Origin of the sequence: Enterobacter sp. TCD1-1 (genome assembly GCF_020567405.1) — a bacterium.
Taxonomy (GTDB): Bacteria; Pseudomonadota; Gammaproteobacteria; order Enterobacterales; family Enterobacteriaceae; genus Enterobacter; species Enterobacter quasiroggenkampii.
Window position 1 is genome coordinate 1,370,295 of record NZ_JAJCXF010000001.1, and the last position, 25,125, is coordinate 1,395,419.

Here is a 25,125-nt window from a genome sequence, read left to right on the forward strand (position 1 = left end):
GGGATTGTGCCGGGTGGCGGCTTCGCCTTACCCGGCCTACGTTTCAGTACTGTAGGCCCGGTAAGCGCAGCGCCACCGGGCGATGACGAGGCACCATGACATCTGAAATCATCCCCGTTTCACAACACATCGAACTACGTTCCGTCGAAGAGCGCTATACCGCCGACCTGCACAATCTCGTCGTCAAAAACAGAGCCTTTCTGCAAACCGCCTTTGACTGGGCGCAGCACGTGGGCAGCGAAGAGGATACCCGCCGCAACGTGCAGAGTAACCAGATGCTGCACCAGCGCGGCTACGCCAAAATGTTTCTGATCTTCAAGGATGATGCGCTGGTTGGCGTGCTGTCGTTCAACACCATTGAACCGACCAACAAAGCCGGCTACATCGGCTACTGGCTGGATGAAGCCCACCAGGGTCAGGGCATTCTCTCTCAGTCACTGCAGGCGTTTATGCGCTACTACGCTGAACGCGGTGAGATCCGTCGTTTTGTGATCAAGTGTCGGGTGGCGAATCAGCACAGCAACAGCGTTGCCGTGCGCAACGGTTTTACGCTAGAAGGGTGCCTGCGGGAAGCGGAATACCTGAATGGCCGCTTTGACGATGTCAATATCTACGGCCGGATCTATACCCTATAACGCGCCCAGCAGCGGCGTGCGGGTGATGCGCTGGTCGCCATTAATCACTTTTTCGCCGCGCAGGTGAATGCTCTCGCCGGCAAACGCTTCAATGACCGCATCGTCGGTGATTTCAACCCGGTGTTCGATAAGCACATCTCCGCTGATGCGCGCGCGCCCCTGGATCACCACTTTATCATCCAGCATGATCGGCCCGCCGCGCAGCCAGGCCTGCCCGCCAATCAGGACGTGATGCTTGATGACGCAGTTGCCTTCGACCACGGCATTCTCCGCAATCTGCGAGCTGTAGCGCACCGTGGGGATAGCATCGTCGTCAAACCCGGCTATCACGCGGGCGTTACCATAGACTTTTGCGCAGTCGCACACCCAGACGTTGTTGAGTTCGTTACCCTCGAGGATCGCGCTATCGAAAATTTCGGCCCGGTGTTCAATAAAGGCAAAATTAACCATCGCCTCGCCGTAGATTTGCGCCTGGTGCACAATCCGCGACTGGCTCACCGTCGCCTTGTCGTAGATTTGCAGGATCTGTTCATGGTCCGGCGTCAGCCCTTTGGCGGCAATGACCACGCTGTGATGCAGCACGCGCGCGTCGCCGTAGATATGACACTCGCCCCGTACGCAGGATTGCTGAATGGTGACGTTGTCACTTATTCGCGCCCCGTGGCTGACCTCCACGCCGTCCAACCAGCAGCTGTCGCCGATATGCGCGTTATGGCTAATGATGCACGGCAGGGTAAGACGCGCGTTGCCGGAGACGACTGCCCCCGCGAACACCACGCTGTTTTCATCGTAGATCCAGCAGTCGCCGTCCTGCGCGAGGGCGCGCTCATCGTCAATCCAGCCGCCTCTCGTGCCGACTGTCACGTCGTTAAAGTCCGCCATGGCGATAATCTGCCGCAGCGTGGTGGCGTGGGTGGTTTCGCCGTTTTTCCATTGCCAGAGGCGGGTCTCGTCGCTAAGGCGATATTTGTTCATCTTCATGTCTCTGATAAGCGTCTTCACTAAACGTAGCAAAGTTTTCGCATTTCGAGCGGCTTGGCAACCAGACGGTAAACGCCTTAAAATGGCATGTAAAATACACTTTCACTTTATGCGAATGCAGGAAAAATAATGACCGTCGATGAGAATTACTTCACAGAGAAATATGGCTTAACCCGTACCCATTCAGAGGTGCTGTACAGCGCGGAGATTGTGAAGCCCGGTAAAACGCTGGATCTGGGCTGCGGCAACGGCCGTAACAGCCTGTACCTTGCGGCCAACGGGTACGATGTGACCGCGTGGGACAAGAACCCGATGAGCATCGACAATATCGAGCGCATCAAGGCGGAAGAAGGGATCGCTAATCTGCATACCGCGATTAAGGATCTGAACAACCTGAGCTTTGACGGTCAGTACGATTTTATTCTCTCCACCGTGGTGCTGATGTTCCTGGAGGCAAAAACCATCCCGGGCCTTATCGCCAATATGCAGCGCTGCACGACGCCGGGCGGTTACAATCTGATCGTTGCCGCCATGGATACGGCAGACTACCCCTGCACGGTCGGCTTCCCGTTTGCCTTCAGGAGCGGTGAGCTGAGCAACTACTACGAAGGCTGGGAGTTGCTCAAATACAACGAGGACGTTGGCGAACTGCACCGCACTGATGAAAACGGCAACCGCATCAAGCTGCGCTTTGCCACGATGCTGGCACGAAAGCCCGCTTAACGGGCGGCCAGCAGACAGATCTGCAGGGCAGTCTTATAAGACGCCTCAAACGACGACAGCGGCAGGAATTCAAACTTCGAGTGGAAGTTATGCGCCCCGGTGAAGAAGTTCGGGGTGAGTAGCCCTTTAGCCGAGAGCGCCGCGCCGTCGGTGCCGCCGCGCATTGGCGTCGGTTTCGGCTTGATGCCGAGTGATTCCATCGCCTCGAACATCAGATCGATGGCGCGCCGGTCTTCGCCAATCGCATTGCTGATATTGCTGTAGGTATCTTCAATGCGATAGTCCACGCTGGCCGTCGGATATTGGGCGGCAATCAGCGCGGCCACGTCGGCAATCTGCTGCTTGCGCGCGGCAAAGCTCTCCTTATCAAAGTCGCGGATATTGGCCTTAAGAACGGCCTCGTTCTGTCCGGCCTGAATGCCGTTAAACCAGATATAGCCTTCACGTCCCTCGGTGCACTCGGGCGTTTGCTGGCGGTCAAAATGGCTGATGTAATCAGTCGCCATCAGGAGGGGATTCACCAGCACGCCTTTGGCGGACATCGGGTGCGCCGTCACGCCGGTAAAACGGATTTCCGCGGCTGCCGCATTAAAGTTCTCGTAGACAATCTCACCCAGCTCGCAGCAGTCAATGGTCCAGGCAAAGTCGACGTCGAAGCGCTTAAGATCCAGCGCCTTGGCACCGTTCAGGCCGATCTCTTCGTCAGGCACAAACGCCACGACGATATCGCCATGCCGGTGCTCCGCCGTCAGGTTTTCCAGCACCGTCATGACCACCGTGACCGCCGATTTATTATCGGCGCCCAATACGCTGGTTCCGTCGCTGAAAATAATCTCCTCGTTCGGATAAGCCAGAATTTCGGGATGCTCGTTTACCCGTAGCCAGATGTCTTTCTCTTTATTCAGACAGAGATCTTCACCGGTAAACGTTAATATTTGTGGATGAATATCCGGTGAAAGTCCCACGTCGACGGTATCAATATGGGTAATAAAGCCGATGCGCGGCGCACCGGGCACGTTGCCTTTTTTAACCGCCGTCACCGTGGCGAATTCATCTATCACAATGTCGTCTAACCCCAGCTGTGCCAGCTCCTGCGCCAGCTCGCGCGCCATGTCATGCTGGCCCGGCGTTGAGGGCAGGGTTTTGACTTTGGGATCGCTCTGGCTGGTGATCGCGAGATAGCGGAAAAAACGGTGCGTTAATTGTCTGGAAAGCGGCGAGCCCATAGTGATTTATTCCTTATTTATTTTTCAGGTGTTTGCCACATCACTTTAATGTTATTTATGAAATGGCAAAAGAATTAATTAGCCGTCGAATTAAAAAGACAGGAATAAATGATGACAAGCAAACTCACAACTTTCACATTGGCGCTCGCGGCACTCACGGTCAGTTCCGCTGTCGCTGCGAAAACGCTGGTGTATTGCTCCGAAGGATCGCCGGAAAACTTTAACCCTCAGCTTTACACCTCGGGAACCAGCGTCGACGCCAGCGCCGTGCCGGTCTATAACCGTCTGGTCGATTTCAAACCTGGTACCACGGAGCTGGTGCCGAGCCTGGCGGAACGCTGGGAGGTGAGCGACGACGGCAAGGTTTACACCTTCCATCTGCGCAAGGGCGTGAAGATCCAGAGCAATAAATCCTTCACGCCGACCCGTGACTTTAACGCCGATGACGTGATCTTCTCGTTTATGCGGCAAAAAGACGTGAATCATCCCTACCACAACGTCTCTAACGGCAGCTACTCGAACTTCGAAAGTCTGGAGTTCGGCAGCCTGATAACCGCCATTGATAAAGTCGATGACCACACCGTGCGCTTTACCCTGGCGCACCCGGAAGCGCCGTTTGTCGCCGATCTGGCCTGGTATTTTGCCTCGATCCTTTCAGCGGAGTATGCCGACGCGATGCTGAAAGCGGGCACGCCGGAGAAGGTGGATATGGAGCCCATCGGCACCGGGCCGTTTAAGCTGGCGCAGTATCAGAAGGATTCCCGGATCCTGTTCACGGCGTTTGCCGACTACTGGCAGGGGAAATCGAAGCTGGACAGGCTGGTGTTTAGCATCACCCCGGATGCCTCCGTGCGTTTTGCCAAAATTGAGAAGAACGAATGTCAGGTGATGCCGTTCCCGAACCCGGCCGATCTGCCGCGCATGAAGGCCAACAAAGATATCAACCTGATGAGCAAGGCCGGACTGAATACCGGCTTCCTGGCATTCAACACGCAGAAGCCGCCGCTGGATAACGTGAAGGTCCGTCAGGCGCTGGCGATGGCCATCAATAAACCGGCCATTATTGATGCGGTGTTCCACGGTACCGGGACCGTGGCGAAGAATCTGCTGCCGCCGGGCGTCTGGAGTGCCGACAGCGAGCTTAAGGATTACGACTACGATCCTGAAAAAGCCAAAGCGCTGCTGAAAGAGGCCGGCTTTGCCAGCGGCGTCAGCATTGATTTATGGGCGATGCCGGTCCAGCGTCCCTATAACCCGAATGCGAAACGCATGGCGGAGATGATTCAGGCGGACTGGGCGAAAATTGGCGTACAGACCAAAATCGTTACCTACGAATGGGGCGAGTATCTGAAACGCGTGAAGGGCGGAGAGCATCAGGCCGCGCTGATGGGCTGGACGACGGCCACCGGCGATCCGGATAACTTCTTCGGCCCGCTCTTTACCTGCACCTCGGCGAACGGCGGGTCAAACTCGGCGAAATGGTGCTACAAGCCCTTCGATAACCTCATTGCCGAGGCGAAATCGATAACCGATCATGATAAGCGCGTGGCGTTGTATAAAGAGGCGCAGCAGATGATGCATGACCAGATGCCTGCGGTGATGATTGCGCATTCAACGATTTTCGAACCGGTACGCAAGGAGGTGAAGGGCTATGAAATCGACCCGTTTGGCAAACATCTGTTCTGGCAAGTGGATATAAATCAGTAATTTTTCACTGCCCGGCATGCGTCCGGGCAATCTTTTTGCAATTTGTGCTCACCGCATCATTTTTTGTCACAACAAACCCGCCAGTCTTTTGCTATAACTTCAAATGCATACTTGCAGATAACATGGAAAACTATCATGCGTACTCAAACTTTTTTTAAAGTTGCAGTGCTTACTGGTCTGTTGGCGTTGGCGGGCTGTTCTTCAAAAGTCGCCGCTCCAGAACAATACTCCGGCTTTTTAAAAGACTACTCAGGCTTGCAGCAGACAACGTCTGCGACGGGTAAACCAACGCTGCGTTGGGTTGATCCTTCTTATAATGAGGCTAACTACGACAGTATTCTCTGGACGCCGATTACCTATTACCCAACGCCAAAACCGACCACGCAAATTGGTCAAAAAACGCTTGATGAGTTGTTGAATTACACCAATAACAAAATGAAAACGGCGATTGGTACGCGTAAGCCGGTTGTGACCACGCCGGGTAAACATAGCCTGATTTTCCGCGGCGCGATTACCGGGGTGAGTTCGCAGAAAGAGGGGCTGCAGTTCTATGAAGTGGTGCCTGTTGCGCTGGTGGTTGCCGGTACGCAGATGGCAACCGGACACCGCACCATGGATACGCATCTCTTCTTTGAAGGCGAGCTGATCGATGCGGCCACCAATAAACCGGTCATGAAGGTGGTACGTAAAGGCGAAGGTAAAGAGCTGAATAACGAAAACACACCAATGACCTTTGCGACGCTGAAGCAGGTTGTTGATGATATGGCGACGGATGCCACCATGTTTGATGTGAAAAAGACCGCAAAATAAAATAAAACGGCCTGCGTAATGCAGGCCTTTTTATTTACGCCATCCGTAAGCGTCTGAACCAGGTTTCCGGTTTGGTAAACATCACCATATTTCCTCCCAGGATCAGCACTAATCCCACGATACCGTTGACATGCCAGACGTAGCCTTCATAGACCGTGGAAATGGAGAGCGCCACCAGCGGAAAGAGCAGCGTGCTGTAGGCCGCTTTGCCCGGGCCAATACGTCCCACCAGCGTGAAGTAGGCACCAAAGGCAATCACCGAGCCAAACAGGGCCAGATACACCAGCGCGCCGAGATAGCTCACCGTCCATTCCGGCACAAAGCTATCGCCTCTGAACAGCGCAATGCAGCCCATCACCAGCGTGCCATAGAGCATCGCCCAGGCGTTGGTGGTCATGGTTTCAAGGCCTCTGCGCTGATGGCGCATGCTGATCATATTGCCCAGCGAGAAGCCGTAGGTTCCGAGCGCGGAAAGCCCAATGCCGGTCAGGAGTGACGCGCTCCAGCCGCTGGCCAGCAGATCGTCCCAGAAGAGGGTGACAATCCCAACCAGCCCCAGTGCCGCCGCCGTCCAGAAACGCGCGGGCGGGCGCTGCCCGAAGAAAATAAAGCTGTTAATGGCGTTATAGAGCACCGCCATGGAGAAGATCACCGACTCCAGTCCGGTATTGATATGTGCCGCTGCCGTGTAAAAACACCAGAAGTTAAAGCAGAAAACACAGCATCCCTGAAGCAGGCAAAAAAGATGATCCCGAAGCGCCAGCGTGCGCAGGCGACGCAGGGCGAGTAACACCACCATCATGGTGAGGCTGGCGACGGCGAAGCGCCAGAAAATCGACACCGGCGCCGCGACGGGGCCCTGCTGCAGGAAAATCGCAATCCAGGTGGTTCCCCAGATAATGACCACGAGTCCATATAATAATGCGTTCATAGTTGTCTCTTCTCAAACCGCGGAAGCCCGCAGTATGGCGCTGAACTGCGTAACGGGCTTTCACCTGCTTGCGGGTGACTTGCAAAATCTTGCGCTTTTTTCTTCCCTGGGGTCTGGCAACGGGGGACAACTCTTTTTAGACTGATATTCCGATCATTCATGCGCTAACGGTTATGTCTCACGCTTACGATACCTTTGAAACGCTTTGCCAACAGAATGCAGTCCTGCGGGAAACCGTCTCGCTGAATTCGGGTATTCAGCTGGCAGCGTGGTACAACAAGCACGACACGATAACCGTTAAAAGCAACCATCATACCCTCAGCCTGTACGTGGCGGACGGCTACGAAAGCTATCAAAAAACGCCGGGCGGCTGGAAGAACGGTGGGGGGCCGGACCGTTTCTGCCTGATGCCCAAAGAGAGCGAATCGACGTGGGACATCCGTGATGACCTGTCGTTTGTGCATCTCTACTGCACCGATGAACACCTGCGCGATGTGGGGGAGAAAATCTGGGACAAGCGACCGCTTTCGCTGACCCTGGACGAGCGCATTTTTGGCAGCGATCCGAAGATCACCACGCTGTATCGCCAGTTTTTACTGGGCTGTGACTGGCAGCAGCACGCCAACCAGCTGACCCTGAGCACGGCCTCCACGCTGCTGCTGACCCATCTGCTGCAAAACTACTCAAACGTGCAGTGGAAGCTGCCGGTTGTCACGGGAGGGTTGTCGCCGTTTGTGCTGCGCAACGTCCTCGCCTTTATCGAAGAGAATCTCGGGCAGCCCCTGACGCTCGCCGAACTGGCGGCGCAGGCTGCCCTCAGCGAATACCATTTTGCCCGCATGTTCCGCCAGTCGACGGGGCTGGCGCCGCATCAGTATGTGATGCAGAGGCGAATGGATAAAGCGAAAGCCCTTGTCCAGCATACGACGACGCCGCTGACGGAGATCGCGCTTGCCTGCGGGTTTAACTCCGCCAGCCACTTCAGCAACCGCTTTCGCAGCGCGACGGGCATGACGCCTTCGCAGCTACGCGCGGCGAGCGCGTGAAAACAGGGCGTAGCATACTCCGCCCAGCACCAGCCCCCAGAATGCCGAACCGATGCCCAGGATTGTCACGCCGCTTGCGGTCATCAGAAATGTGACGATAGCCGCGTCGCGCTCCGCTTCGTGACTCAGCGCCTGATATAAAATCCCGCTGATGGTGCCCAGCAGTGCCAGACCGGCCAGCGTCTGGATCCAGCTGAGCGGCAGCGCGGCCATCAGCCCGGTAATGGAGCCACCGAAAATTCCCGCCAGCAGATAAAACCCTCCCGCAGCGATGGCCGCCAGCCAGCGTTTACCCGCATCCGGGTGTGCATCCGGGCTTTGGCAAATGGCGGCGGTAATGGCCGCAATGCAGATTGAAAAGACGCCAAACGGAGAAAACAGCAGCGCCATTCCCCCCGTAACGATAATGAGCGGTGAGACCGCCAGCAGGTAACCGGAGGCTTTCATCGTGGCGAACCCCGGCGCGTTTTGTGAGGCCATGGTGACCAGGAAGAAGGGCAAGCCAATACTCACCAGGCTGGTGAAGGTGAAGGCGGGCGCAATAAATTCGGGCATCACCAGTGAAAGCGTGAGCTTATCCGTGACAACGTCACCACCGAACCATGCCACCATACCGCCCACCAGGAGCGTGACCACGATGGCATAGCGCGGCGACAGCGCTTTGGCGATCAGCCACGCCGCAATCATGCTGCCGCACAGCAGAAAGTGCCCCTCCAGATGCGCAAACGCGTGCAGGCCAAACTGCAGCAATACCCCGGCCAGCATGGCGGCAGCAAGCGAATGGGGGATCAGCTTCATCAGGCGGGCGAAAAGCCCGGTAATGCCGCAGAGCAAAATAAGCGCGTTCGCAAAGATGAACACGCCAATGGTTTCCGCCAGCGTGACGCCGTGCAGGCTGGTGGCGAGCAGCGCCGCGCCGGGCGTCGACCAGGCGGTCAGTACAGGCGCCTTGTACCACCAGGAGAGCGCCAGCGTGCTGACGCCCATCGCAAGCCCCAGCGCGGTCATCCAGCCCGCAATCTGCTGCGCGCTGGCGCCAGCCGCGGCGGCGGCCTGCCAGATGATGGCTGCCGAGCTGGCGTAACCGACCAGCACGGCGACAAATCCAGCCAGTGCGACTGGAATAAGATGAGAGGAAGGGCGCATGAAAACTCCGTTGTGCGTTATAACGTCCGCAGTAAGGTAGCACTGTGCGCTATAGCGTACAAGTGGTATGCTGAATGTCACCAGGAGGGAACATGGACATCACACGACATCTTGCAACCACATTGAAAACGCTGCGCCAGGCACGCGGCTGGAGTTTGTCGAAGCTCGCGGACGAGACCGGCGTGTCAAAGGCCATGCTCGGGCAAATCGAGCGAAATGAATCCAGCCCCACGGTGTCGACGCTGTGGAAAATTGCCACAGGACTGAACGTGCCGTTTTCCGCCTTCATCACGCCTGAGGCGGACCGACAGGCGGTGTTTGACCCGCAGCAGCAGGCGATGGTCGTCAAGCCGCTCTTTCCGTGGGACGAGGCGCTCCGGTTTGATTATTTCTCCATTACCCTGGCCCCCGGCGCCCTGAGTGAATCCACGCCGCATGAGGCAGGGGTGATTGAACATGTGGTGGTGATCAGCGGCGAGCTGGAGATGAAACTCGAGGGCAAGTGGCAGACGATTTCTGCCGATTCGGGCGTCCGTTTCGCCGGCGATAAACCGCATGCCTACCGCAACAGCAGCGACCGGACGGTGCATTTTCACTCCCTGATTCATTATCCCCGCTGAGGCTACGCAAAACTGTTTCGCTGACGCAGACTTCTGACTACAATAGCCGCCATTTTGACCATAACGGATAACGACGAAGTATGCGCCTGCAATCCCATCATCTTGAACTTTTAAGCCCGGCCCGTGACGCCGCCATTGCCCGTGAAGCGATCCTTCATGGCGCAGATGCCGTCTACATTGGTGGTCCTGGCTTCGGTGCCCGCCATAACGCCAGCAACAGCCTGAGCGATATTGCTGAACTGGTGCCGTTCGCCCACCGTTTCGGGGCGAAAGTGTTCGTGACCCTGAACACCATTCTTCATGATGATGAGCTGGAGCCTGCGCAACGTCTGATTACCGATCTCTATCAGGCCGGGGTGGATGCCCTGATTGTTCAGGATATGGGCGTGCTGGAGCTGGATATTCCGCCCATTGAACTACACGCCAGTACCCAGTGTGATATCCGCACGGTAGAGAAGGCGAAGTTTCTCTCTGACGTCGGCTTTTCGCAGATCGTCCTGGCCCGCGAGCTGAACCTGAATCAAATCCGCGATATTCACCAGGCGACAGACGCGACGATTGAATTCTTTATCCACGGCGCGCTGTGCGTCGCCTATTCCGGTCAGTGCAACATTTCCCACGCGCAAACGGGCCGCAGCGCCAACCGCGGCGACTGTTCACAGGCCTGCCGTCTGCCGTATACCCTGAAAGACGATCAGGGGCGCGTCGTGGCATTTGAAAAACACCTGCTCTCGATGAAGGATAACGATCAGACCGCCAACCTGGGCGCGCTGATCGACGCGGGCGTGCGTTCCTTCAAGATTGAAGGGCGCTATAAAGATATGAGCTACGTGAAGAACATCACCGCGCACTATCGCCAGATGCTGGATGCCATTATTGAGGATCGCGGTGACCTGGCGCGCGCGTCGGCCGGTCGTACCGAGCATTTCTTTATTCCGTCGACGGACAAAACGTTCCACCGCGGCAGCACGGACTATTTTGTGAATGCCCGTAAAGGGGATATCGGCGCGTTTGACTCACCGAAGTTTATCGGCTTACCGGTTGGCGAAGTGCTGAAAGTGGCGAAAGATCACCTTGATGTTGCGGTGACGGAGCCGCTGGCGAACGGCGATGGACTTAACGTGATGATTAAGCGTGAAGTGGTGGGCTTCCGCGCCAACACGGTCGAAAAAACCGGCGAGAACCGCTACCGCGTGTGGCCGAATGAAATGCCGGCCGATCTCTACAAGGCGCGACCGAACGCGGCGCTTAACCGTAACCTCGATCATAACTGGCAGCAGGCGCTGCTGAAAACCTCCAGCGAACGTCGTATTGCGGTGGATATTGAACTGGGCGGCTGGGAAGAGCAGCTGATTCTGACCATGACCTGTGAAGACGGCATCAGCGTAACGCATACGCTTGATGGCCTGTTCGAGGTGGCAAACAACGCGGAGAAAGCGCTCAACAGCCTGAAGGATGGCGTCGCGAAGCTGGGCCAGACGATTTACTACGCCCGCAACGTTGAGATCAACCTGCCGGATGCCCTGTTTGTGCCGAACAGTTTGCTCAACCAGTTCCGCCGTGAAACCGCCGAGATGCTGGATGACGCGCGCCTGGCGAACTACCCACGCGCTAGCCGTAAAGCGGAAGCCGTTCCTGCGCCCGTCTACCCGGATACGCATTTATCCTTCCTGGCCAACGTCTATAACCATAAAGCACGTGAATTCTATCATCGCCACGGCGTGCAGCTGATCGACGCGGCCTATGAAGCGCATGAGGAGAAGGGCGATGTGCCGGTGATGATCACCAAGCACTGCCTCCGTTTCGCGTTTAACCTGTGCCCTAAGCAGGCAAAAGGCAACATCAAGAGCTGGAAGGCTACCCCTATGCAGCTCGTAAACGGTGACGAAGTACTGACCCTCAAATTTGACTGCCGTCCTTGCGAAATGCATGTGATTGGCAAGATGAAAAACCACATCTTCAAAATGCCGCAGCCCGGCAGTATTGTGGCGTCCGTCAGTCCGGACGATCTGATGAAAACGCTGCCAAAACGCAAGGGCAGCTAACTACCGAACGTGCGTGTCCGGTTTGCGCGATTTCTGCCACAGGTGGTGTTCGCGCAAACCTTCCGCCGACTCCTCCGCCGCACTTCGCAATTCATCGCTGTCGGCTTCATGACGAAGTTGATGATCCACATTCTTTACCCACAGATATTCATGTCCTTTGTGCCCGGCCATAAGCTGGCCTGAAAAAAGGGCACAGATCAGCATCACGAGAGATAAACCTTTTTTAACCATGAAGTCACCGCCGAATAACATTGCGGCTTGATCATGCCGATTATTTATTATGGTTATTATTCAAAACTTCAAATTAGCGCAAAGGAAATGTCAAAGAGTATGATTTCGGGCGCGCTGCATGTCATGAGAGAGCTTTACCCATGCGGGTTAAAAAAGGCTGTTTAACCTTCGTTAAGACAACGGGTGTTAGCTTGTATGGGATCCGCAGCCCGGCCATGTCGTGTCGGGACGTAGAGACCAAAATACAAATCTATCCATGCAAGCATTTACCGCCATTTTTGGCGGTTTTTTTTTGCGCAGTGTTTACCGTGGTTTTACGGCATCAGTCGGTAGTGCGACTGCACCAGACCCGAAGGGAAGCTGCGGCTGGAGACCAGTGTCAAGTCGATATCCCCGGGCAGGGCGCCAAACAGTGATTTACCCGAGCCGAGCAGCACAGGAACGGTCGTGATCACCATATCGGCGACCAATCCTTCCCGCAGAAACGACTGTATCACCTGCCCACCATCAAGATAGACGCGATGGACGTTCTGCATCGCCAGATCGTCGAGCACCTCCTTTGGCGTGCGGCCTGAAAACTGTACTTTGCCCCTCAATGCGTCGGGCACCGGCGTGTCGGCCAGCCGTCGGGAGAGGACCAGCACGGGCCGATCATACGGCCAGGTGTCAAAAGTCAGCACCTTCTCATAGCTCCCCCGGCCCATCACGATCCACTCTTTGTCCGCGATGAACGCCGCATAGCCATGATCCTCAGTCGGGTCATCGCGCTGCAGCAGCCACTCGATATCGTCATTGTGTCTGGCGATGTAGCCATCAAGACTGGTTGCGATAAAAACGTGTGTGGTGACCATCAGGTGCTCCGTATTAACCATAAAACTAACGCCTCAGCGGGCAGTACCGGAATGAGAAAATTGTTTACGGTACTGGGCCGGGGAAAGCGCGAACTGCTGGCGGAAATGATGACGCAGCGTCGATGCCTGACCAAACCCGGTCTGTTCCGCGATGCTGTCGATGCTTAAACGGCTGCTTTCAAGATAATCTTTCGCCCGCAGCAGGCGTTCATTGAGTAGCCAGCGGGCAGGCGTCGTTCCCGTTGCCGCTTCGAAGCGACGAAGAAACGTGCGCTGACTCATACCGACGCGGCGCGCCAGCGAGTCGACGCTGTGCGGCTCGGTAAGATGCGTGTGCAGAAAATCAAACAGCTGACCAAGGCGCTGGCTTTCGCGCAGCTGCGCCACCGGGCGACTCAGCTGTTGCGGCTGAGAGCCATCCCGGTGAGGGGGAATGACCAGCCGACGCGCCACGCTGTTGGCGGTTTCCATCCCATAATCTCTTCGTACAACGTGAAGGCAGAGATCGATCCCCGCCGCGCTGCCTGCGGAAGTCAGTATATCGCCTTCATCCTGGTAGAGCACATCCTCGACCACGTCGATGTCAGGGAAGCGGGTTTTTAGCGTCTCAATGTAGCGCCAGTGCGTCGTGGCTTTGCGCCCGTTCAGCAGCCCCGAGGCGGCCAGCACAAATACGCCCGAGCAGATGGAGAGCAGCTGACAGCCTCGCGCGCTGGCCTGACGTAATGCGTTGCAGAGCGCGTCCGGCACCGGCGAGTCCAGCCCACGCCAGCCCGGCACCACGATCAGATCGGCAGACTCAAGCAGGGAGAGATCGCCATCGGTAATGATACGGATCCCGCCTGTCGCCCGAAGCTCACCACTGTCAACGCTTGCCACGGCAAAACGATACCAGTCGTCGCCCAACTCGGGGCGCGGCAGGCCGAAGATTTCCACCGCCACCCCAAACTCAAAGGTACACAGACCGTCATACGCCAGCACCACCACCTTCGGGCGGGCAATCTGTCTTAACGTTGTCATCTTTTTGCTGTTTTCTGGCATAAGCGAGCGCATTCACGGGCTGAATTTGTGGATAGAGTAGTGTTAACACAAACGCCAAAGATGAGGAAGGATCATGAGTTATGTTACTGAATTTCCGGCTGCCGAGCCGCAGGAAGCCGTTACCCATTTCCTGCGCCGCCTGAGCGTCGAAACCGACTGCGCCGATGTTCATCATGCCATCACGCATAATGAGCAGGACTTTGTTTTACTGCACGTTGTGGGAAGCCCGGAGCAGTTTGCCCGTCGCCATGTGCCGGGCGCTCTGCATATGCCATGGAGCCAGATGACCGCTGAGCGCATGGCCCAATGGCCTGAAGGAACGCTGTTCGTCGTCTACTGCGCAGGGCCGCACTGTAACGGCGCGGACAGAGCCGCGCTGAAGCTGGCACGTCTCGGGCTGCCGGTCAAAATCATGCTCGGTGGGATCACCGGCTGGGAAGATGAACGCTACGCGTTTGCCAGCGAGGCGTCCGTCGCTGCGCTGTGAAGATGAATTTTTTTCAACACCCGTGAAATTTTCTCGTTTGCCGGCACCGGTGAGGTATGACATTGTTTTTGGACATTTAGACATCCAGAAGTCTAAAACTTCAAATGATGAATTATCACTGCGGGCAATTATTGCCGGCAGGCTGAGGAGATTTCCATGCAACGACACCACGCCCCGTTCCGCGCCGATGTAGTCGGCAGTTTTTTACGCCCGGATGCCATCAAGCAGGCTCGCCTGAAATTTGCCAGCGGTGAGATTGATGCCGGGCAGCTTCGCGCGGTGGAGGACGAGGCCATTCGCCACGTCGTCGATCAGCAGTGTGCGTGCGGCCTGCATGTGGTGACCGACGGAGAGTTTCGTCGTGCCTGGTGGCACTTCGACTTCTTCGACGGACTGCAGGGCGTTGAGCGTTACGATTCGCAGCAGGGCATCCAGTTTAACGGCGTGCAAACCAAAGCCCACGGCGTGCGCGTCACCGGCAAGCTGGGCTTTGGCGAGCATCCGATGCTGGAAGACTTTCGCTATCTGAAAAGCATCAGCGGGAACGCCCAGCCGAAAATGACCATTCCCAGCCCGAGCGTGCTGCATTTCCGCGGCGGTCGCAAAGACATTGATGCGACCGTCTACCCGGACCTGAACGTCTATTTTGATGACCTGGCGACCACCTGGCGCGACGCCATTCGGGCCTTCTACGATGCGGGCTGCCGTTATCTGCAGCTGGATGACACCGTCTGGGCCTATCTCTGCTCGGACGATCAGCGCCGTCAGATCCGCGAGCGCGGCGACGACGCCGATGAGCTGGCGCGCATCTATGCCCGCGTGCTGAACAAGGCGCTGGAGGGCAAGCCGGACGACCTGACCATCGGGCTGCACGTCTGTCGCGGCAATTTCCGCTCCACCTGGATTTCCGAGGGCGGCTACGAGCCGGTAGCGGAAGTGCTGTTCGGAACCGTCAACGTTGACGCCTTCTTCCTCGAATATGATAACGACCGCAGCGGGGATTTTGCGCCATTGCGCTTTGTCCGCCCGGGCAAGCAGCAGGTGGTGCTGGGTCTTATTACCACGAAAAACGGCGAGCTGGAGAACCCGGAGGGGATTAAAGCCCGTCTGGAAGAGGCGGCGAAATACGTGGCGAAAGAGCAAATTTGCCTTAGCCCGCAGTGCGGCTTTGCCTCTACCGAAGAGGGCAACAGCCTGAGCGAATCCCAGCAGTGGGACAAAGTCCGTCTGGTCACGCAGATCGCCAGCGAAGTCTGGTAAAACCTTCCTCCTCAGCGCTGCATTATAAAAGTGCAGCGCTGTGCCATTGTGAGACGTTCTCTTTACATCCGGCGTTCCCCTCCCAGAGATAGCGCTATCTCCATTCTGGCATTCTTTTTGCTCCTGCTTCGCTGACACATTTTTTTCCGCGTCCACGCTGTAACGGACGTTTTCGCACAGCGTTCTTTTTCAGGAGTGAAAATATGCACCGTCGTACTTTACTAAAAGCCTTCGCGTTGTCTGCGTCCGTCGTGGCGATGGGGATGAGTTTTGGCGCGCAGGCGGCCGATACCATCAAAGTGGGGATCATGCATTCTCTTTCCGGCACGATGGCTATCTCCGAGACCCCGCTGAAAGATGTCGCCCTGATGACCATCGACGAGATCAACGCCAAAGGCGGCGTGCTGGGCAAGAAACTGGAGCCGGTGGTGGTGGACCCGGCCTCAAACTGGCCGCTGTTTGCCGAGAAGGCCCGTCAGCTGCTGAGCCAGGATAAAGTGGCGGTGGTATTCGGCTGCTGGACCTCGGTTTCGCGCAAATCCGTACTGCCGGTCTTTGAGGAGCTGAACGGCCTGCTGTTCTATCCGGTGCAGTATGAGGGCGAGGAAATGTCGCCAAACGTCTTCTATACCGGCGCGGCGCCGAACCAGCAGGCGATCCCGGCGGTGGAATACCTGATGAGCGAAGACGGCGGCGCGGCGAAACGCTTCTTCCTGCTGGGAACCGATTACGTCTATCCGCGCACCACCAACAAGATCCTGCGCGCGTTCCTGCATTCGAAAGGGGTGGAGGATAAGGATATTGAAGAGGTGTATACCCCGTTTGGTCATAGCGACTACCAGACCATCGTCGCCAACATCAAAAAATTCTCTGCGGGCGGCAAAACCGCCGTGGTGTCGACCATCAACGGCGACTCCAACGTACCGTTCTACAAAGAGCTGGCTAACCAGGGGCTGAAGGCGACCGACGTGCCGGTAGTGGCCTTCTCCGTCGGTGAAGAAGAGCTGCGCGGGATCGACACCAAACCGCTGGTGGGGAACCTGGCGGCGTGGAACTACTTTGAGTCCGTCGATAATCCGACTAACCAGGCGTTCGTGGCGGATTACAAAGCCTATGCGAAGGCGCACAAGCTGCCGAACGCCGACACCGTGGTGACCAACGACCCGATGGAAGCGACTTACGTGGGGATTCATATGTGGGCGCAGGCGGTGGAAAAAGCAGGCACTACCGATGTGGACAAAGTGCGTGCGGCGATGGCCGGTCAGTCCTTTAAGGCGCCGTCAGGCTTTACGCTCACCATGGATGCCACCAACCATCATCTGCATAAGCCGGTCATGATCGGTGAAATCGAAGGCAACGGTCAGTTTAACGTGGTGTGGCAGACCGAACAGCCGGTACGCGCCCAGCCGTGGAGTCCGTTCATCGCCGGGAATGACAAAAAGCCCGACCAGCCGATGAAAACCGCCAGCAACTAAGCCATCACCGAAGGGAGAAACGTCATGAACGCCATGCGCCTGTTCATCGCTCTTGTATGGCTTTCCGGACTGCTGCCAGGGATGGTGCAGGCATCGGATGCCGATCGTTTTGTTGCCGCCAGCCGCAGCCAGCAGGCGGATTTGTTGACGCAGTGGGCCGCCGCGCCGGATGCGTCAAGACTGCCGCTCCTTGAGGCGCTGCAAAAAGAAAACCTCTACGTCGATACGCAAAAGCACGCCTTTGCACAACGCAATGGCAACGTCATCCCGCTGGGGGAAAGTCAGACGGCAGAGGGCCCAACCAAAGCCGTTCGTCTGACGAACCGGCTGCGCGTGCTGGCTGCGACCGCCATCGCCACGCATCAGCTGGTGAGTGACAGTGTCACTGAAAGGCGAGCGGCGGCGCGTCAGCTGCAGCGCGATGCCCGGCCCGACATGCTCGCTTTTCTGGAAAAGCGAGTGAGCGATGAAACGGATGCCGTGGCGCGTCAGGCGCTGCTGCTGGCGGTCGCGAATCTCCAGCTGGCAAGCCCGCAGGCCGAGGTGCGCCGCAAGGCCGTGGCGTTGTTAGGCCAGTCCGACGATCCGGACGTACAGTCCAGACTCACCCCGTTTACCCAGCCACAGACGGAGCCGGATAGCGGCGTTCGCGCGGCCGCAGAAGAGAGTCTTAGCCAGATCCAGCACCGACTGATGTGGGGCGATCTACTGGGCCAGGCGTTTATGGGGCTGTCCCTCGGATCGGTACTGCTGCTGGCCGCGCTGGGGCTGGCTATCACCTACGGCCTGCTGGGGGTGATTAACATGGCCCACGGCGAGATGCTGATGCTCGGGGCATATGCCACCTGGATGGTACAGCAGGCGATGGCCGGGCTTGCGCCCCAGTGGCTGGCGCTCTATCCCGTTATCGCCTTGCCGGTCGCGTTCTGCCTGACGGCGGGCATTGGAATGATGCTGGAGCGCACGGTGATCCGTCATCTGTACGGTCGTCCGCTGGAAACGCTGCTGGCGACGTGGGGCATCAGCCTGATGCTTATCCAGCTGGTGCGCATGACCTTTGGCGCCCAGAACCTCGAGGTGGCGAACCCGGCATGGCTCTCCGGCGGGGTGCAGGTTTTTGCCAACCTGACGCTGCCGTGGAACCGCATTGTGGTGCTGGGCTTCGTGCTGCTGGTGCTGTTCTTCACCTGGCTCATTCTGAATAAAACCCGTCTGGGGCTCAACGTGCGGGCGGTGACGCAAAACCGCAGCATGGCCGCCTGCTGCGGGGTACCGACAGGGCGCGTCGATATGCTGGCGTTCGGGCTTGGCTCCGGGATTGCGGGGTTAGGCGGCGTGGCGCTATCGCAGCTGGGTAACGTCGGGCCGGAGCTGGGTCAGGGCTATATCATCGACTCCTTCCTTGTGGTGGTGCTCGGAGGCGTAGGCCAGCTGGCAGGCAGCGTGGCCGCGGCGTTTGGTCTGGGCATTTTCAATAAAATTCTTGAACCGCAGATAGGGGCGGTGCTGGGCAAGATCGTGATTCTGGTGGCGATCGTGCTGTTTATCCAGAAACGCCCCCAGGGACTGTTTGCGCTGAAAGGGAGGGTGATTGACTGATGAGCCAGCCGCTGACCTTAACGCTGGCGCGCAAAGCGCCACGCACAACGCAAATTGCAGGCAGCCTGCTGGTGGTGTGTCTGCTGATATTGCCGTTTTTCGCCTTACTGCCTGCGACGCATCCGCTGGCGCTGTCGACCTGGATGCTGACGCTGATTGGCAAGATCCTCTGCTATGCCATCGTTGCGGTGGCGCTGGATCTGGTGTGGGGCTATGCCGGTATGCTGTCGCTTGGGCACGGGATCTTCTTCGCGCTGGGCGGCTACGCGATGGGCATGTACCTGATGCGCCAGGCTGCAGGTGACGGTCTGCCTGCGTTTATGTCGTTTCTCTCCTGGAGCGAGCTGCCTTGGTTCTGGTGGGGCACCCAGCATTTTGCCTGGGCGCTGGTGCTGATTGTGCTGGTGCCGGGGCTGCTGGCGCTGGTATTTGGCTGGTTTGCCTTCCGCTCGAAGATCAAAGGGGTCTATTTCTCGATTATGACCCAGGCGCTGACCTATGCCGGGATGCTGCTGTTCTTTCGCAACGAAACCGGCTTTGGCGGCAATAACGGCTTTACCGGCTTCACCACACTGCTCGGGTTTTCAGTAACGGAAACGACGACCCGTATCGCGCTGTTTCTGACCACCGTGCTGTTGCTGCTCCTGGCCCTGGGCACAGGGTTTGCGCTGGCGAAGAGCAAGTTTGGCCGCATTCTGACCGCCGTTCGCGATGCCGAAAACCGGCTGACGTTTTGCGGCTACGATCCGCGCGGGTTCAAGCTGCTGGTGTGGACGCTCTCTGCCGTGCTGTGCGGTCTGGCGGGGGCGCTCTATGTGCCGCAGGTGGGCATTATCAACCCGGGCGAAATGTCGCCGACAAACTCGATAGAGGCCGCCATCTGGGTGGCGCTGGGTGGGCGCGGCACGCTGGTGGGGCCGGTGATTGGCGCGGCGCTGGTGAACGGGGCGAAAAGTTTCTTCACCGTTGCGATGCCGGAATACTGGCAGCTGTTTCTGGGGCTGATTTTTATCGCCGTTACGCTGTTTTTACCGCGCGGCGTCTACGGACTGTTTCGTAAGGGAGAAAAATAATGCAGCCAGCCGAAGGGTTATTCACCCGCCAGCTACCCGGCGATCGTTACCGCGAGCAGACCGACCCGGTCCTGCAGCTTGAGGCGATTAACGTCAATTTTGATGGCTTTCAGGCCCTGACCGATCTCTCGCTGAATATCGGCGTGGGTGAGCTGCGCTGCGTGATCGGTCCCAACGGGGCCGGTAAAACCACGCTGATGGACGTTATCACCGGCAAAACGCGGCCAAAGAGCGGCAGGGCGATTTACGACCAGTCCATCGACCTGACCGCGCTGGAGCCAGCGGCCATTGCGCGCCAGGGCATCGGGCGTAAATTCCAGAAACCCACGGTCTTTGAGGCGCTGACGGTGTGGGAAAACCTGGAGATCGCGATGAAAACCGATAAGTCCGTCTGGGCGAGCCTGCGGGCAAAACTCAACGGCGGGCAGCGCGATCGGATCGACGAGATGCTGGTTTTACTGCGGCTGACCGGCGAGCGCGACCGCCGCGCCGGGCTGCTTTCCCACGGACAAAAGCAGTTCCTGGAGATCGGCATGCTGCTGGTGCAGGACCCGCATCTGCTGCTGCTGGATGAACCCGCCGCCGGAATGACCGACGCGGAAACGGAATACACCGCAGAGCTGTTCAAAACGCTGGCGGGCAAACACTCCCTGATGGTGGTGGAGCACGATATGGGCTTTGTTGAAACCATCGCCGACCATGTGACCGTGCTGCATCAGGGGCGGGTGCTGGCGGAAGGATCGCTTCGCGAAGTTCAGGCCAACGAGCAGGTGATTGAGGTCTATCTGGGACGTTAAGGAGAGGGAATGTTACAGGTCAACGAACTGAATCAGTATTACGGCGGCAGCCATATCCTGCGCGGCGTGAGCTTTGAGGCCGTCACCGGTGAAGTCACCTGTCTGCTGGGTCGCAACGGCGTGGGGAAAACCACGCTGTTGAAGTGTCTGATGGGGCTGATCCCGGCGAAAACCGGGGAGGTCATCTGGCAGGGAAAAACGATCACCCACAGTAAACCGCACCAGCGGGTACAGTCTGGTGTGGCGTATGTCCCGCAGGGACGGGAGATTTTCCCGCGCCTGACCGTGGAGGAGAACCTCCAGCTGGGGCTGTCGCGATTTTCTGCCCGCGAGGCGAAGCAGGTGCCGGAGGAGATCTGGCAGCTGTTCCCGGTGCTCAAAGAGATGAAGCATCGTCGCGGGGGCGATCTCTCCGGCGGGCAACAGCAGCAGCTGGCGATTGGGCGCGCGCTGGCGAGCCGTCCGCAGCTGCTGATCCTGGATGAACCGACCGAAGGCATACAGCCTTCCGTTATTAAAGAGATCGGCCACGTGATTCGCACCCTGGCAAACAGAGGTGACATGGCGATCCTGCTGGTGGAGCAGTTTTACGACTTTGCCGCCGAGCTGGCCGACAGCTATCTGCTGATGTCCCGCGGCACCATTATTCAGCGCGGGCGGGGCGAAAACATGGAGCAGGAGGGCGTGCGCGGCCTGGTTGCGATCTGAAATGTTATAATATAACATTCTCATTCTTATAAAACGGAATGAGGGCGTTACTTTGGCTGCACATATTGGAAAATTTGCCATGACTCTGGGGGCGCTGCTGGTCAGCGGCCAGCTGTTTGCTCACTCGCACGGCCATCAGATGACCGAAGCGGAACAGAAGGCGGCGAACGGCGTGTTTGAGGATAAAGACGTGAAGGACAGAACGCTGTCTGACTGGGACGGAACCTGGCAGTCGGTCTATCCGTTCCTGCTCGATGGTTCGCTGGATCCGGTCTTTAAACAGAAAGCCCAGAAAGACAAAAGCAAATCCTTTGATGAGGTGAAAGCCTACTACCGCACGGGATATGCGACGGACGTGGATGCCATCGGCATCGAAAATAACGTGATGGAATTCCATCAGGGCAAAGCGGTCAGCCGGTGTCAGTATGATTACAGCGGCTACAAAATTCTGACCTACGCGTCAGGTAAGAAAGGCGTTCGCTATCTGTTTGAGTGTAAGGACGTCGCTAGCAAGGCGCCGAAGTTCGTGCAGTTCAGCGACCATACCATCGGACCGAAGGCCTCGTCTCACTTCCATATCTTCATGGGCAACACCTCTCAGGAGGCGCTGCTGAAAGAGATGGACAACTGGCCGACCTATTACCCGAACGAGATGTATAAAGAGCAGGTGGTGGAGGAGATGTTGCACCACTAGGTTTTTGCTTTTGCCGGGGGGCGGCTTCGCCTTACCCGGCCTACGATTAGGGTTTTGTAGGTCGGGTAAGCGCAGCGCCACCCGACACGCTATCTTCACTTTTCACGCTCATCCCGCGCAAAATCATCAGCCAGGCCATGGCGATGGCGACCATCATGATCACAAACAAGGACCAGTGCGGCAGGTTGGTCAGGATGATACCGGTGATCATCGGGTTTGCCGCCGCGCCGAGCCAGCCCAGCGCCTGCGCGGAGAAATAGCTCGCCTTCATTCCCGGTGGCGCAATGTTGTCGATCAGCATGTATTCACCCGGCGCATAGATAATCTCACCCAGCGTGAAAATGGCGGCAGCGATGCCCCAGTAAACCAGGTTTTCCCCGGAGAGCATAAAGCCGCCCAGTCCCACGATAAAAAACAGGGTGGCAAGGGTCATCAGCGGGCGGATATTGCTGGCTGAGATTTTGCGGCCCAGCGCATATTGCAGCGTCACCACCACGGCAGCGTTGACCGGGAGCACCACGGCCACCACCTTTTCGGCGAAATCACTGTCCGCATGCGCGGCCAGAACGTATTGCGAAATACAGCTCGCGAACGACCCACCCACGTAGGACGCCAGCAGGCCAGAGAGCGTGTACCAGAACAGCGCGCGGTCTTTCAGCAAGACCGACGGCTGCCAGGGCGTTTTCTCCTCTGCGGTATCTAACGCCACGCTTTTTTGCACAAAGAAATGGATAAAGCCCAGCGGCAGGGCGGCGCAGAAGGCTGCCAGCCAGAATGGCAGCTGCAGGCTGTACATCACCAACAGGGTGCCAATCGGCGGGCCGACCGTCCAGCCAATGTTCAGGAAGCTGTAGTTCAGCGAGAAGACCCGCGCCTTCTGGCTGGAGGTCAGTACGTCGGAGAACCAGGCTTTCAGCACCGTCGAAAAGACGGAGTAGGCGCAGTTGATCAGCGCAAAGAACAGCACCACCAGCGTGACGTTATTGACCAGCGGGATCGCCACAAAGCCAGCGATAAACGCCACAATCGCGATCAGCATGTAGCGTTTTTTATCAAACTTATCGGCCAGAATGCCAAATCCCAGGCTGAATACCACGCCAATGGTCAGCGCCACGGTCAGGGCATAACCAATATTCTCGACGCTCATGCTGTAGACGCGCGTGAGATAGATGGTCATGAACGGCAGCGTTGCCCCTCTACCGATGGTTAACAACAATGACGATGCCAGCAGCGCTGTGGTTGAGCGCCTGAGAGATGGTTTCATATTCCTGCCCGACAGTTGCTTATGCTTTTATTAGATGTGTGTTAACAGGATTACCATGACATAAGGGGCTTGTATAGCACCTGATTTATCCCTAAGTGCTTCAGCTGCCTGCCAGAAATAATGATCTTCTCGTGACGTACTTTTTTCTGTTACCTTGAAGTGTTAACAAATTATTAATAATTCAGGGGCTGGATATGACGCGGAAAGACGGGCTGCTGGCATTGCTGGTGGTCGTAGTATGGGGGCTCAATTTTGTGGTCATTAAGCTGGGGCTGCATAACATGCCGCCGCTGATGCTGGCCGGTTTACGCTTTATGCTGGTCGCTTTCCCGGCCATCTTTTTTGTGGCGCGTCCAAAGATCCCCTTTAAACTGCTGCTGGGCTACGGTCTGACCATTAGCTTTGGCCAGTTCGCGTTTCTCTTTTGCGCCATCAAGTTCGGTATGCCGGCGGGTCTTGCCTCGCTGGTGTTACAGGCGCAGGCGTTCTTTACCATTATTCTCGGGGCGTTCGTGTTTGGCGAGCGTCTGCAGGGCAAACAGCTGGCGGGGATCACCCTGGCGGTGTTCGGCGTGCTGGTGCTGATCGAGGCCAGCCTGAATGGTCAGCATGTGGCGCTGCTCGGGTTTATGTTGACGCTGGCGGCAGGGCTGAGCTGGGCCTGCGGGAATATCTTCAACAAGCTGATTATGCAGCACGAGGCGCGCCCGGCGGTGATGTCGCTGGTGGTGTGGAGCGCACTGATCCCGGTTATTCCGTTTCTGCTGGCGTCGAGTATTCTGGACGGTCCGGCGGTGATGCTGAACAGTCTGGTCGACATCGATATGACCACGATCCTGTCTCTCGTCTATCTGGCCTTTGTCGCCACCATTGTGGGCTACGGGATCTGGGGATCTCTGCTGGGGCGGTATGAGACCTGGCGCGTCGCGCCGTTATCCCTGCTGGTACCGGTGGTAGGACTTGCCAGTGCGGCGATATTGCTGGATGAAACGCTGAGCGCGCTGCAGCTGTTGGGCGCCGTGCTGATCATGGCCGGGCTGTACATTAACGTGTTTGGTCTGCGGGTTCGTCGGACGACGCGGGTAAGCGAAAAGGCATAAAAAAAGCCCCGCATCTGCGGGGCAAAAACGAATCAGAAGCCGTGCTGATTATAATAAGGCACGCCTAATTCGTCGGATTTGTCGCTACCAGCACCCATGTGGTTGAAATCATAAGGCGACTGGTCATGTGCTGACGGCAAAATCATCGTATCAGGATTATTTTGCTGCGTTGCACGAGGGGTTTGCTCCGCGAAGGTCTGGCTGGAGAACAGCACCAGCAAGGCGAGGGCGGCGGAGGCGATAACTTTCATGATTTCCTCGGTTACGTCTGTTACAGGCGATGATTAACTACAGTGTTTTAACGGATACAGGTATCGGGATTCGCCCGGCACGCTGGTGATTCGGTACTTATGAGGCGGCACGTCAAAATAGTTCTTGAACGTACGCGTCAGGGTTTGCTGCGATTCAAATCCGTAACGCTCCGCCAGATAAAGGATCGGCTCATTGCTTTCTTTCAGTTTCTGGGCAATTTCCGTCAGCTTGCGGCTGCGAATATATTGACCTAATGAATGACCGGTCTCTTTTTTGAACATCCGTTGCAGGTGCCATTTGGAGTAACCCGAACGCTCTGACACTTTTTCAAGGGAGAGCGGCGATTCCAGGTTATCCTCGATCCAGTCCAAAATGCTATGAATGGTGATAGCGTCAGTATTGCGTCTGGACATCGTCATACCT

26 protein-coding genes are annotated in these 25,125 nt (G+C 57.1%); 16 read left to right on the forward strand and 10 right to left on the reverse strand.

All coding sequences use genetic code 11. The annotated features are described in order from the left end of the window. Nucleotides 1-95 precede the first annotated feature (95 nt). Nucleotides 96-635, forward strand: coding sequence for a 50S ribosomal protein L7/L12-serine acetyltransferase (gene rimL / locus LJA86_RS06600; protein ID WP_063417384.1), 540 nt, complete (start codon nucleotides 96-98; stop codon nucleotides 633-635). Here rimL and ydcK read toward each other — a convergent pair. Then, nucleotides 630-1,610: a YdcK family protein gene (ydcK, locus tag LJA86_RS06605; protein ID WP_229225849.1), complete on the reverse strand. Its 981-nt coding sequence runs from the start codon at nucleotides 1,608-1,610 to the stop codon at nucleotides 630-632. The two genes, rimL and ydcK, sit on opposite strands and share 6 nt — an antisense overlap. 135 nt (nucleotides 1,611-1,745) lie before the next feature. Here ydcK and tehB point away from each other — a divergent pair, with 135 nt between their 5' ends. Further along, the gene (tehB, locus tag LJA86_RS06610; protein ID WP_032674766.1) at nucleotides 1,746-2,339 is read left to right on the forward strand and encodes a tellurite resistance methyltransferase TehB; all 594 of its coding nucleotides are present in this window, start codon (nucleotides 1,746-1,748) and stop codon (nucleotides 2,337-2,339) included. Here the strand turns inward: tehB and pepT are convergent. Beyond that, nucleotides 2,336-3,565, reverse strand: coding sequence for a peptidase T (pepT, locus tag LJA86_RS06615; protein ID WP_229225850.1), 1,230 nt, complete (start codon nucleotides 3,563-3,565; stop codon nucleotides 2,336-2,338). The genes tehB and pepT overlap by 4 nt on opposite strands. 111 nt (nucleotides 3,566-3,676) lie before the next feature. Between pepT and LJA86_RS06620 the strand changes: the two genes are divergently transcribed. Both LJA86_RS06620 and LJA86_RS06625 read left to right on the forward strand, forming a co-directional pair. After that, nucleotides 3,677-5,272: an ABC transporter substrate-binding protein gene (locus LJA86_RS06620; RefSeq protein ID WP_229225851.1), complete on the forward strand. Its 1,596-nt coding sequence runs from the start codon at nucleotides 3,677-3,679 to the stop codon at nucleotides 5,270-5,272. Nucleotides 5,273-5,407: 135 nt separating this feature from the next. Beyond that, nucleotides 5,408-6,082, forward strand: coding sequence for a DUF3313 domain-containing protein (locus tag LJA86_RS06625; RefSeq protein WP_008502258.1), 675 nt, complete (start codon nucleotides 5,408-5,410; stop codon nucleotides 6,080-6,082). 34 nt (nucleotides 6,083-6,116) lie between these two features. Here LJA86_RS06625 and LJA86_RS06630 read toward each other — a convergent pair whose 3' ends face one another. Beyond that, on the reverse strand, nucleotides 6,117-7,013 hold the full coding sequence (locus tag LJA86_RS06630) for a DMT family transporter (protein ID WP_008502257.1): 897 nt from the start codon (nucleotides 7,011-7,013) through the stop codon (nucleotides 6,117-6,119). A gap of 173 nt (nucleotides 7,014-7,186) precedes the next feature. Between LJA86_RS06630 and LJA86_RS06635 the strand changes: the two genes are divergently transcribed. Then, nucleotides 7,187-8,059 (forward strand): helix-turn-helix transcriptional regulator, encoded by an 873-nt coding sequence (locus LJA86_RS06635; RefSeq protein ID WP_045910521.1) that lies wholly within the window; start codon nucleotides 7,187-7,189, stop codon nucleotides 8,057-8,059. Here the strand turns inward: LJA86_RS06635 and LJA86_RS06640 are convergent. Further along, nucleotides 8,039-9,205: a benzoate/H(+) symporter BenE family transporter gene (locus LJA86_RS06640; protein ID WP_229225852.1), complete on the reverse strand. Its 1,167-nt coding sequence runs from the start codon at nucleotides 9,203-9,205 to the stop codon at nucleotides 8,039-8,041. The genes LJA86_RS06635 and LJA86_RS06640 overlap by 21 nt on opposite strands. Before the next feature lie 92 nt (nucleotides 9,206-9,297). Between LJA86_RS06640 and LJA86_RS06645 the strand changes: the two genes are divergently transcribed. Both LJA86_RS06645 and LJA86_RS06650 read left to right on the forward strand, forming a co-directional pair. Then, entirely contained in the window at nucleotides 9,298-9,825 is a 528-nt protein-coding gene (locus tag LJA86_RS06645) for a helix-turn-helix domain-containing protein (RefSeq protein ID WP_048223163.1), read from the forward strand. 80 nt (nucleotides 9,826-9,905) lie between these two features. Continuing rightward, the gene (locus LJA86_RS06650) at nucleotides 9,906-11,870 is read left to right on the forward strand and encodes a peptidase U32 family protein (protein WP_045910524.1); all 1,965 of its coding nucleotides are present in this window, start codon (nucleotides 9,906-9,908) and stop codon (nucleotides 11,868-11,870) included. Here the strand turns inward: LJA86_RS06650 and LJA86_RS06655 are convergent, their stop codons facing one another. The 3 genes from LJA86_RS06655 to ftrA all read right to left on the reverse strand — a co-directional run bounded on the left by LJA86_RS06655 (nucleotide 11,871) and on the right by ftrA (nucleotide 13,993). Next, nucleotides 11,871-12,101 (reverse strand): DUF2554 family protein, encoded by a 231-nt coding sequence (locus LJA86_RS06655; protein WP_008502251.1) that lies wholly within the window; start codon nucleotides 12,099-12,101, stop codon nucleotides 11,871-11,873. It abuts the gene before it with no gap. A gap of 314 nt (nucleotides 12,102-12,415) precedes the next feature. Then, on the reverse strand, nucleotides 12,416-12,952 hold the full coding sequence (locus LJA86_RS06660; RefSeq protein ID WP_047075346.1) for a dihydrofolate reductase family protein: 537 nt from the start codon (nucleotides 12,950-12,952) through the stop codon (nucleotides 12,416-12,418). A gap of 33 nt (nucleotides 12,953-12,985) precedes the next feature. Continuing rightward, nucleotides 12,986-13,993, reverse strand: a complete 1,008-nt coding sequence (ftrA, locus tag LJA86_RS06665) for a transcriptional regulator FtrA (RefSeq protein WP_229225853.1) — start codon at nucleotides 13,991-13,993, stop codon at nucleotides 12,986-12,988. Between the two features lie 73 nt (nucleotides 13,994-14,066). Between ftrA and LJA86_RS06670 the strand changes: the two genes are divergently transcribed. The 8 genes from LJA86_RS06670 (at nucleotide 14,067) to zinT (ending at nucleotide 22,086) form a co-directional block, all read left to right on the forward strand. Next, nucleotides 14,067-14,480, forward strand: coding sequence for a rhodanese-like domain-containing protein (locus tag LJA86_RS06670; RefSeq protein ID WP_008502248.1), 414 nt, complete (start codon nucleotides 14,067-14,069; stop codon nucleotides 14,478-14,480). 156 nt (nucleotides 14,481-14,636) lie between these two features. Beyond that, a complete protein-coding gene (locus LJA86_RS06675) occupies nucleotides 14,637-15,740 on the forward strand; it encodes a cobalamin-independent methionine synthase II family protein (RefSeq protein WP_229225854.1) in 1,104 nt (367 codons plus the stop codon). A gap of 203 nt (nucleotides 15,741-15,943) precedes the next feature. Next, nucleotides 15,944-17,215, forward strand: a complete 1,272-nt coding sequence (urtA, locus tag LJA86_RS06680; protein ID WP_023618714.1) for an urea ABC transporter substrate-binding protein — start codon at nucleotides 15,944-15,946, stop codon at nucleotides 17,213-17,215. 24 nt (nucleotides 17,216-17,239) lie between these two features. Next, nucleotides 17,240-18,814, forward strand: a complete 1,575-nt coding sequence (gene urtB / locus LJA86_RS06685) for an urea ABC transporter permease subunit UrtB (protein WP_229225855.1) — start codon at nucleotides 17,240-17,242, stop codon at nucleotides 18,812-18,814. Continuing rightward, entirely contained in the window at nucleotides 18,814-19,887 is a 1,074-nt protein-coding gene (urtC, locus tag LJA86_RS06690; protein WP_196352274.1) for an urea ABC transporter permease subunit UrtC, read from the forward strand. The genes urtB and urtC overlap by 1 nt, the downstream gene beginning before the upstream one ends. Beyond that, on the forward strand, nucleotides 19,887-20,684 hold the full coding sequence (gene urtD / locus LJA86_RS06695) for an urea ABC transporter ATP-binding protein UrtD (RefSeq protein WP_229225856.1): 798 nt from the start codon (nucleotides 19,887-19,889) through the stop codon (nucleotides 20,682-20,684). Before urtC ends, urtD begins: the two co-directional genes overlap by 1 nt. 9 nt (nucleotides 20,685-20,693) lie before the next feature. Next, nucleotides 20,694-21,392 (forward strand): urea ABC transporter ATP-binding subunit UrtE, encoded by a 699-nt coding sequence (urtE, locus tag LJA86_RS06700; protein ID WP_229225857.1) that lies wholly within the window; start codon nucleotides 20,694-20,696, stop codon nucleotides 21,390-21,392. Nucleotides 21,393-21,444: 52 nt separating this feature from the next. Continuing rightward, nucleotides 21,445-22,086: a metal-binding protein ZinT gene (zinT, locus tag LJA86_RS06705; protein ID WP_045910531.1), complete on the forward strand. Its 642-nt coding sequence runs from the start codon at nucleotides 21,445-21,447 to the stop codon at nucleotides 22,084-22,086. A 46-nt stretch (nucleotides 22,087-22,132) separates the two neighbouring features. Here the strand turns inward: zinT and ydeE are convergent, their stop codons facing one another. After that, nucleotides 22,133-23,350, reverse strand: a complete 1,218-nt coding sequence (gene ydeE, locus LJA86_RS06710) for an efflux MFS transporter YdeE (protein ID WP_229225858.1) — start codon at nucleotides 23,348-23,350, stop codon at nucleotides 22,133-22,135. A gap of 194 nt (nucleotides 23,351-23,544) precedes the next feature. Here ydeE and eamA point away from each other — a divergent pair, with 194 nt between their 5' ends. Continuing rightward, complete coding sequence (gene eamA / locus LJA86_RS06715) at nucleotides 23,545-24,450, forward strand: O-acetylserine/cysteine exporter (RefSeq protein ID WP_021242508.1); 906 nt, start codon at nucleotides 23,545-23,547, stop codon at nucleotides 24,448-24,450. Nucleotides 24,451-24,482: 32 nt separating this feature from the next. On the opposite strand, the gene marB is transcribed toward eamA, so the two are convergent. Both marB and marA read right to left on the reverse strand, forming a co-directional pair. Then, on the reverse strand, nucleotides 24,483-24,701 hold the full coding sequence (gene marB, locus LJA86_RS06720) for a multiple antibiotic resistance protein MarB (protein WP_008502238.1): 219 nt from the start codon (nucleotides 24,699-24,701) through the stop codon (nucleotides 24,483-24,485). A gap of 33 nt (nucleotides 24,702-24,734) precedes the next feature. Then, nucleotides 24,735-25,115 (reverse strand): MDR efflux pump AcrAB transcriptional activator MarA, encoded by a 381-nt coding sequence (marA, locus tag LJA86_RS06725; RefSeq protein ID WP_008502237.1) that lies wholly within the window; start codon nucleotides 25,113-25,115, stop codon nucleotides 24,735-24,737. Nucleotides 25,116-25,125: the final 10 nt, after the last annotated feature.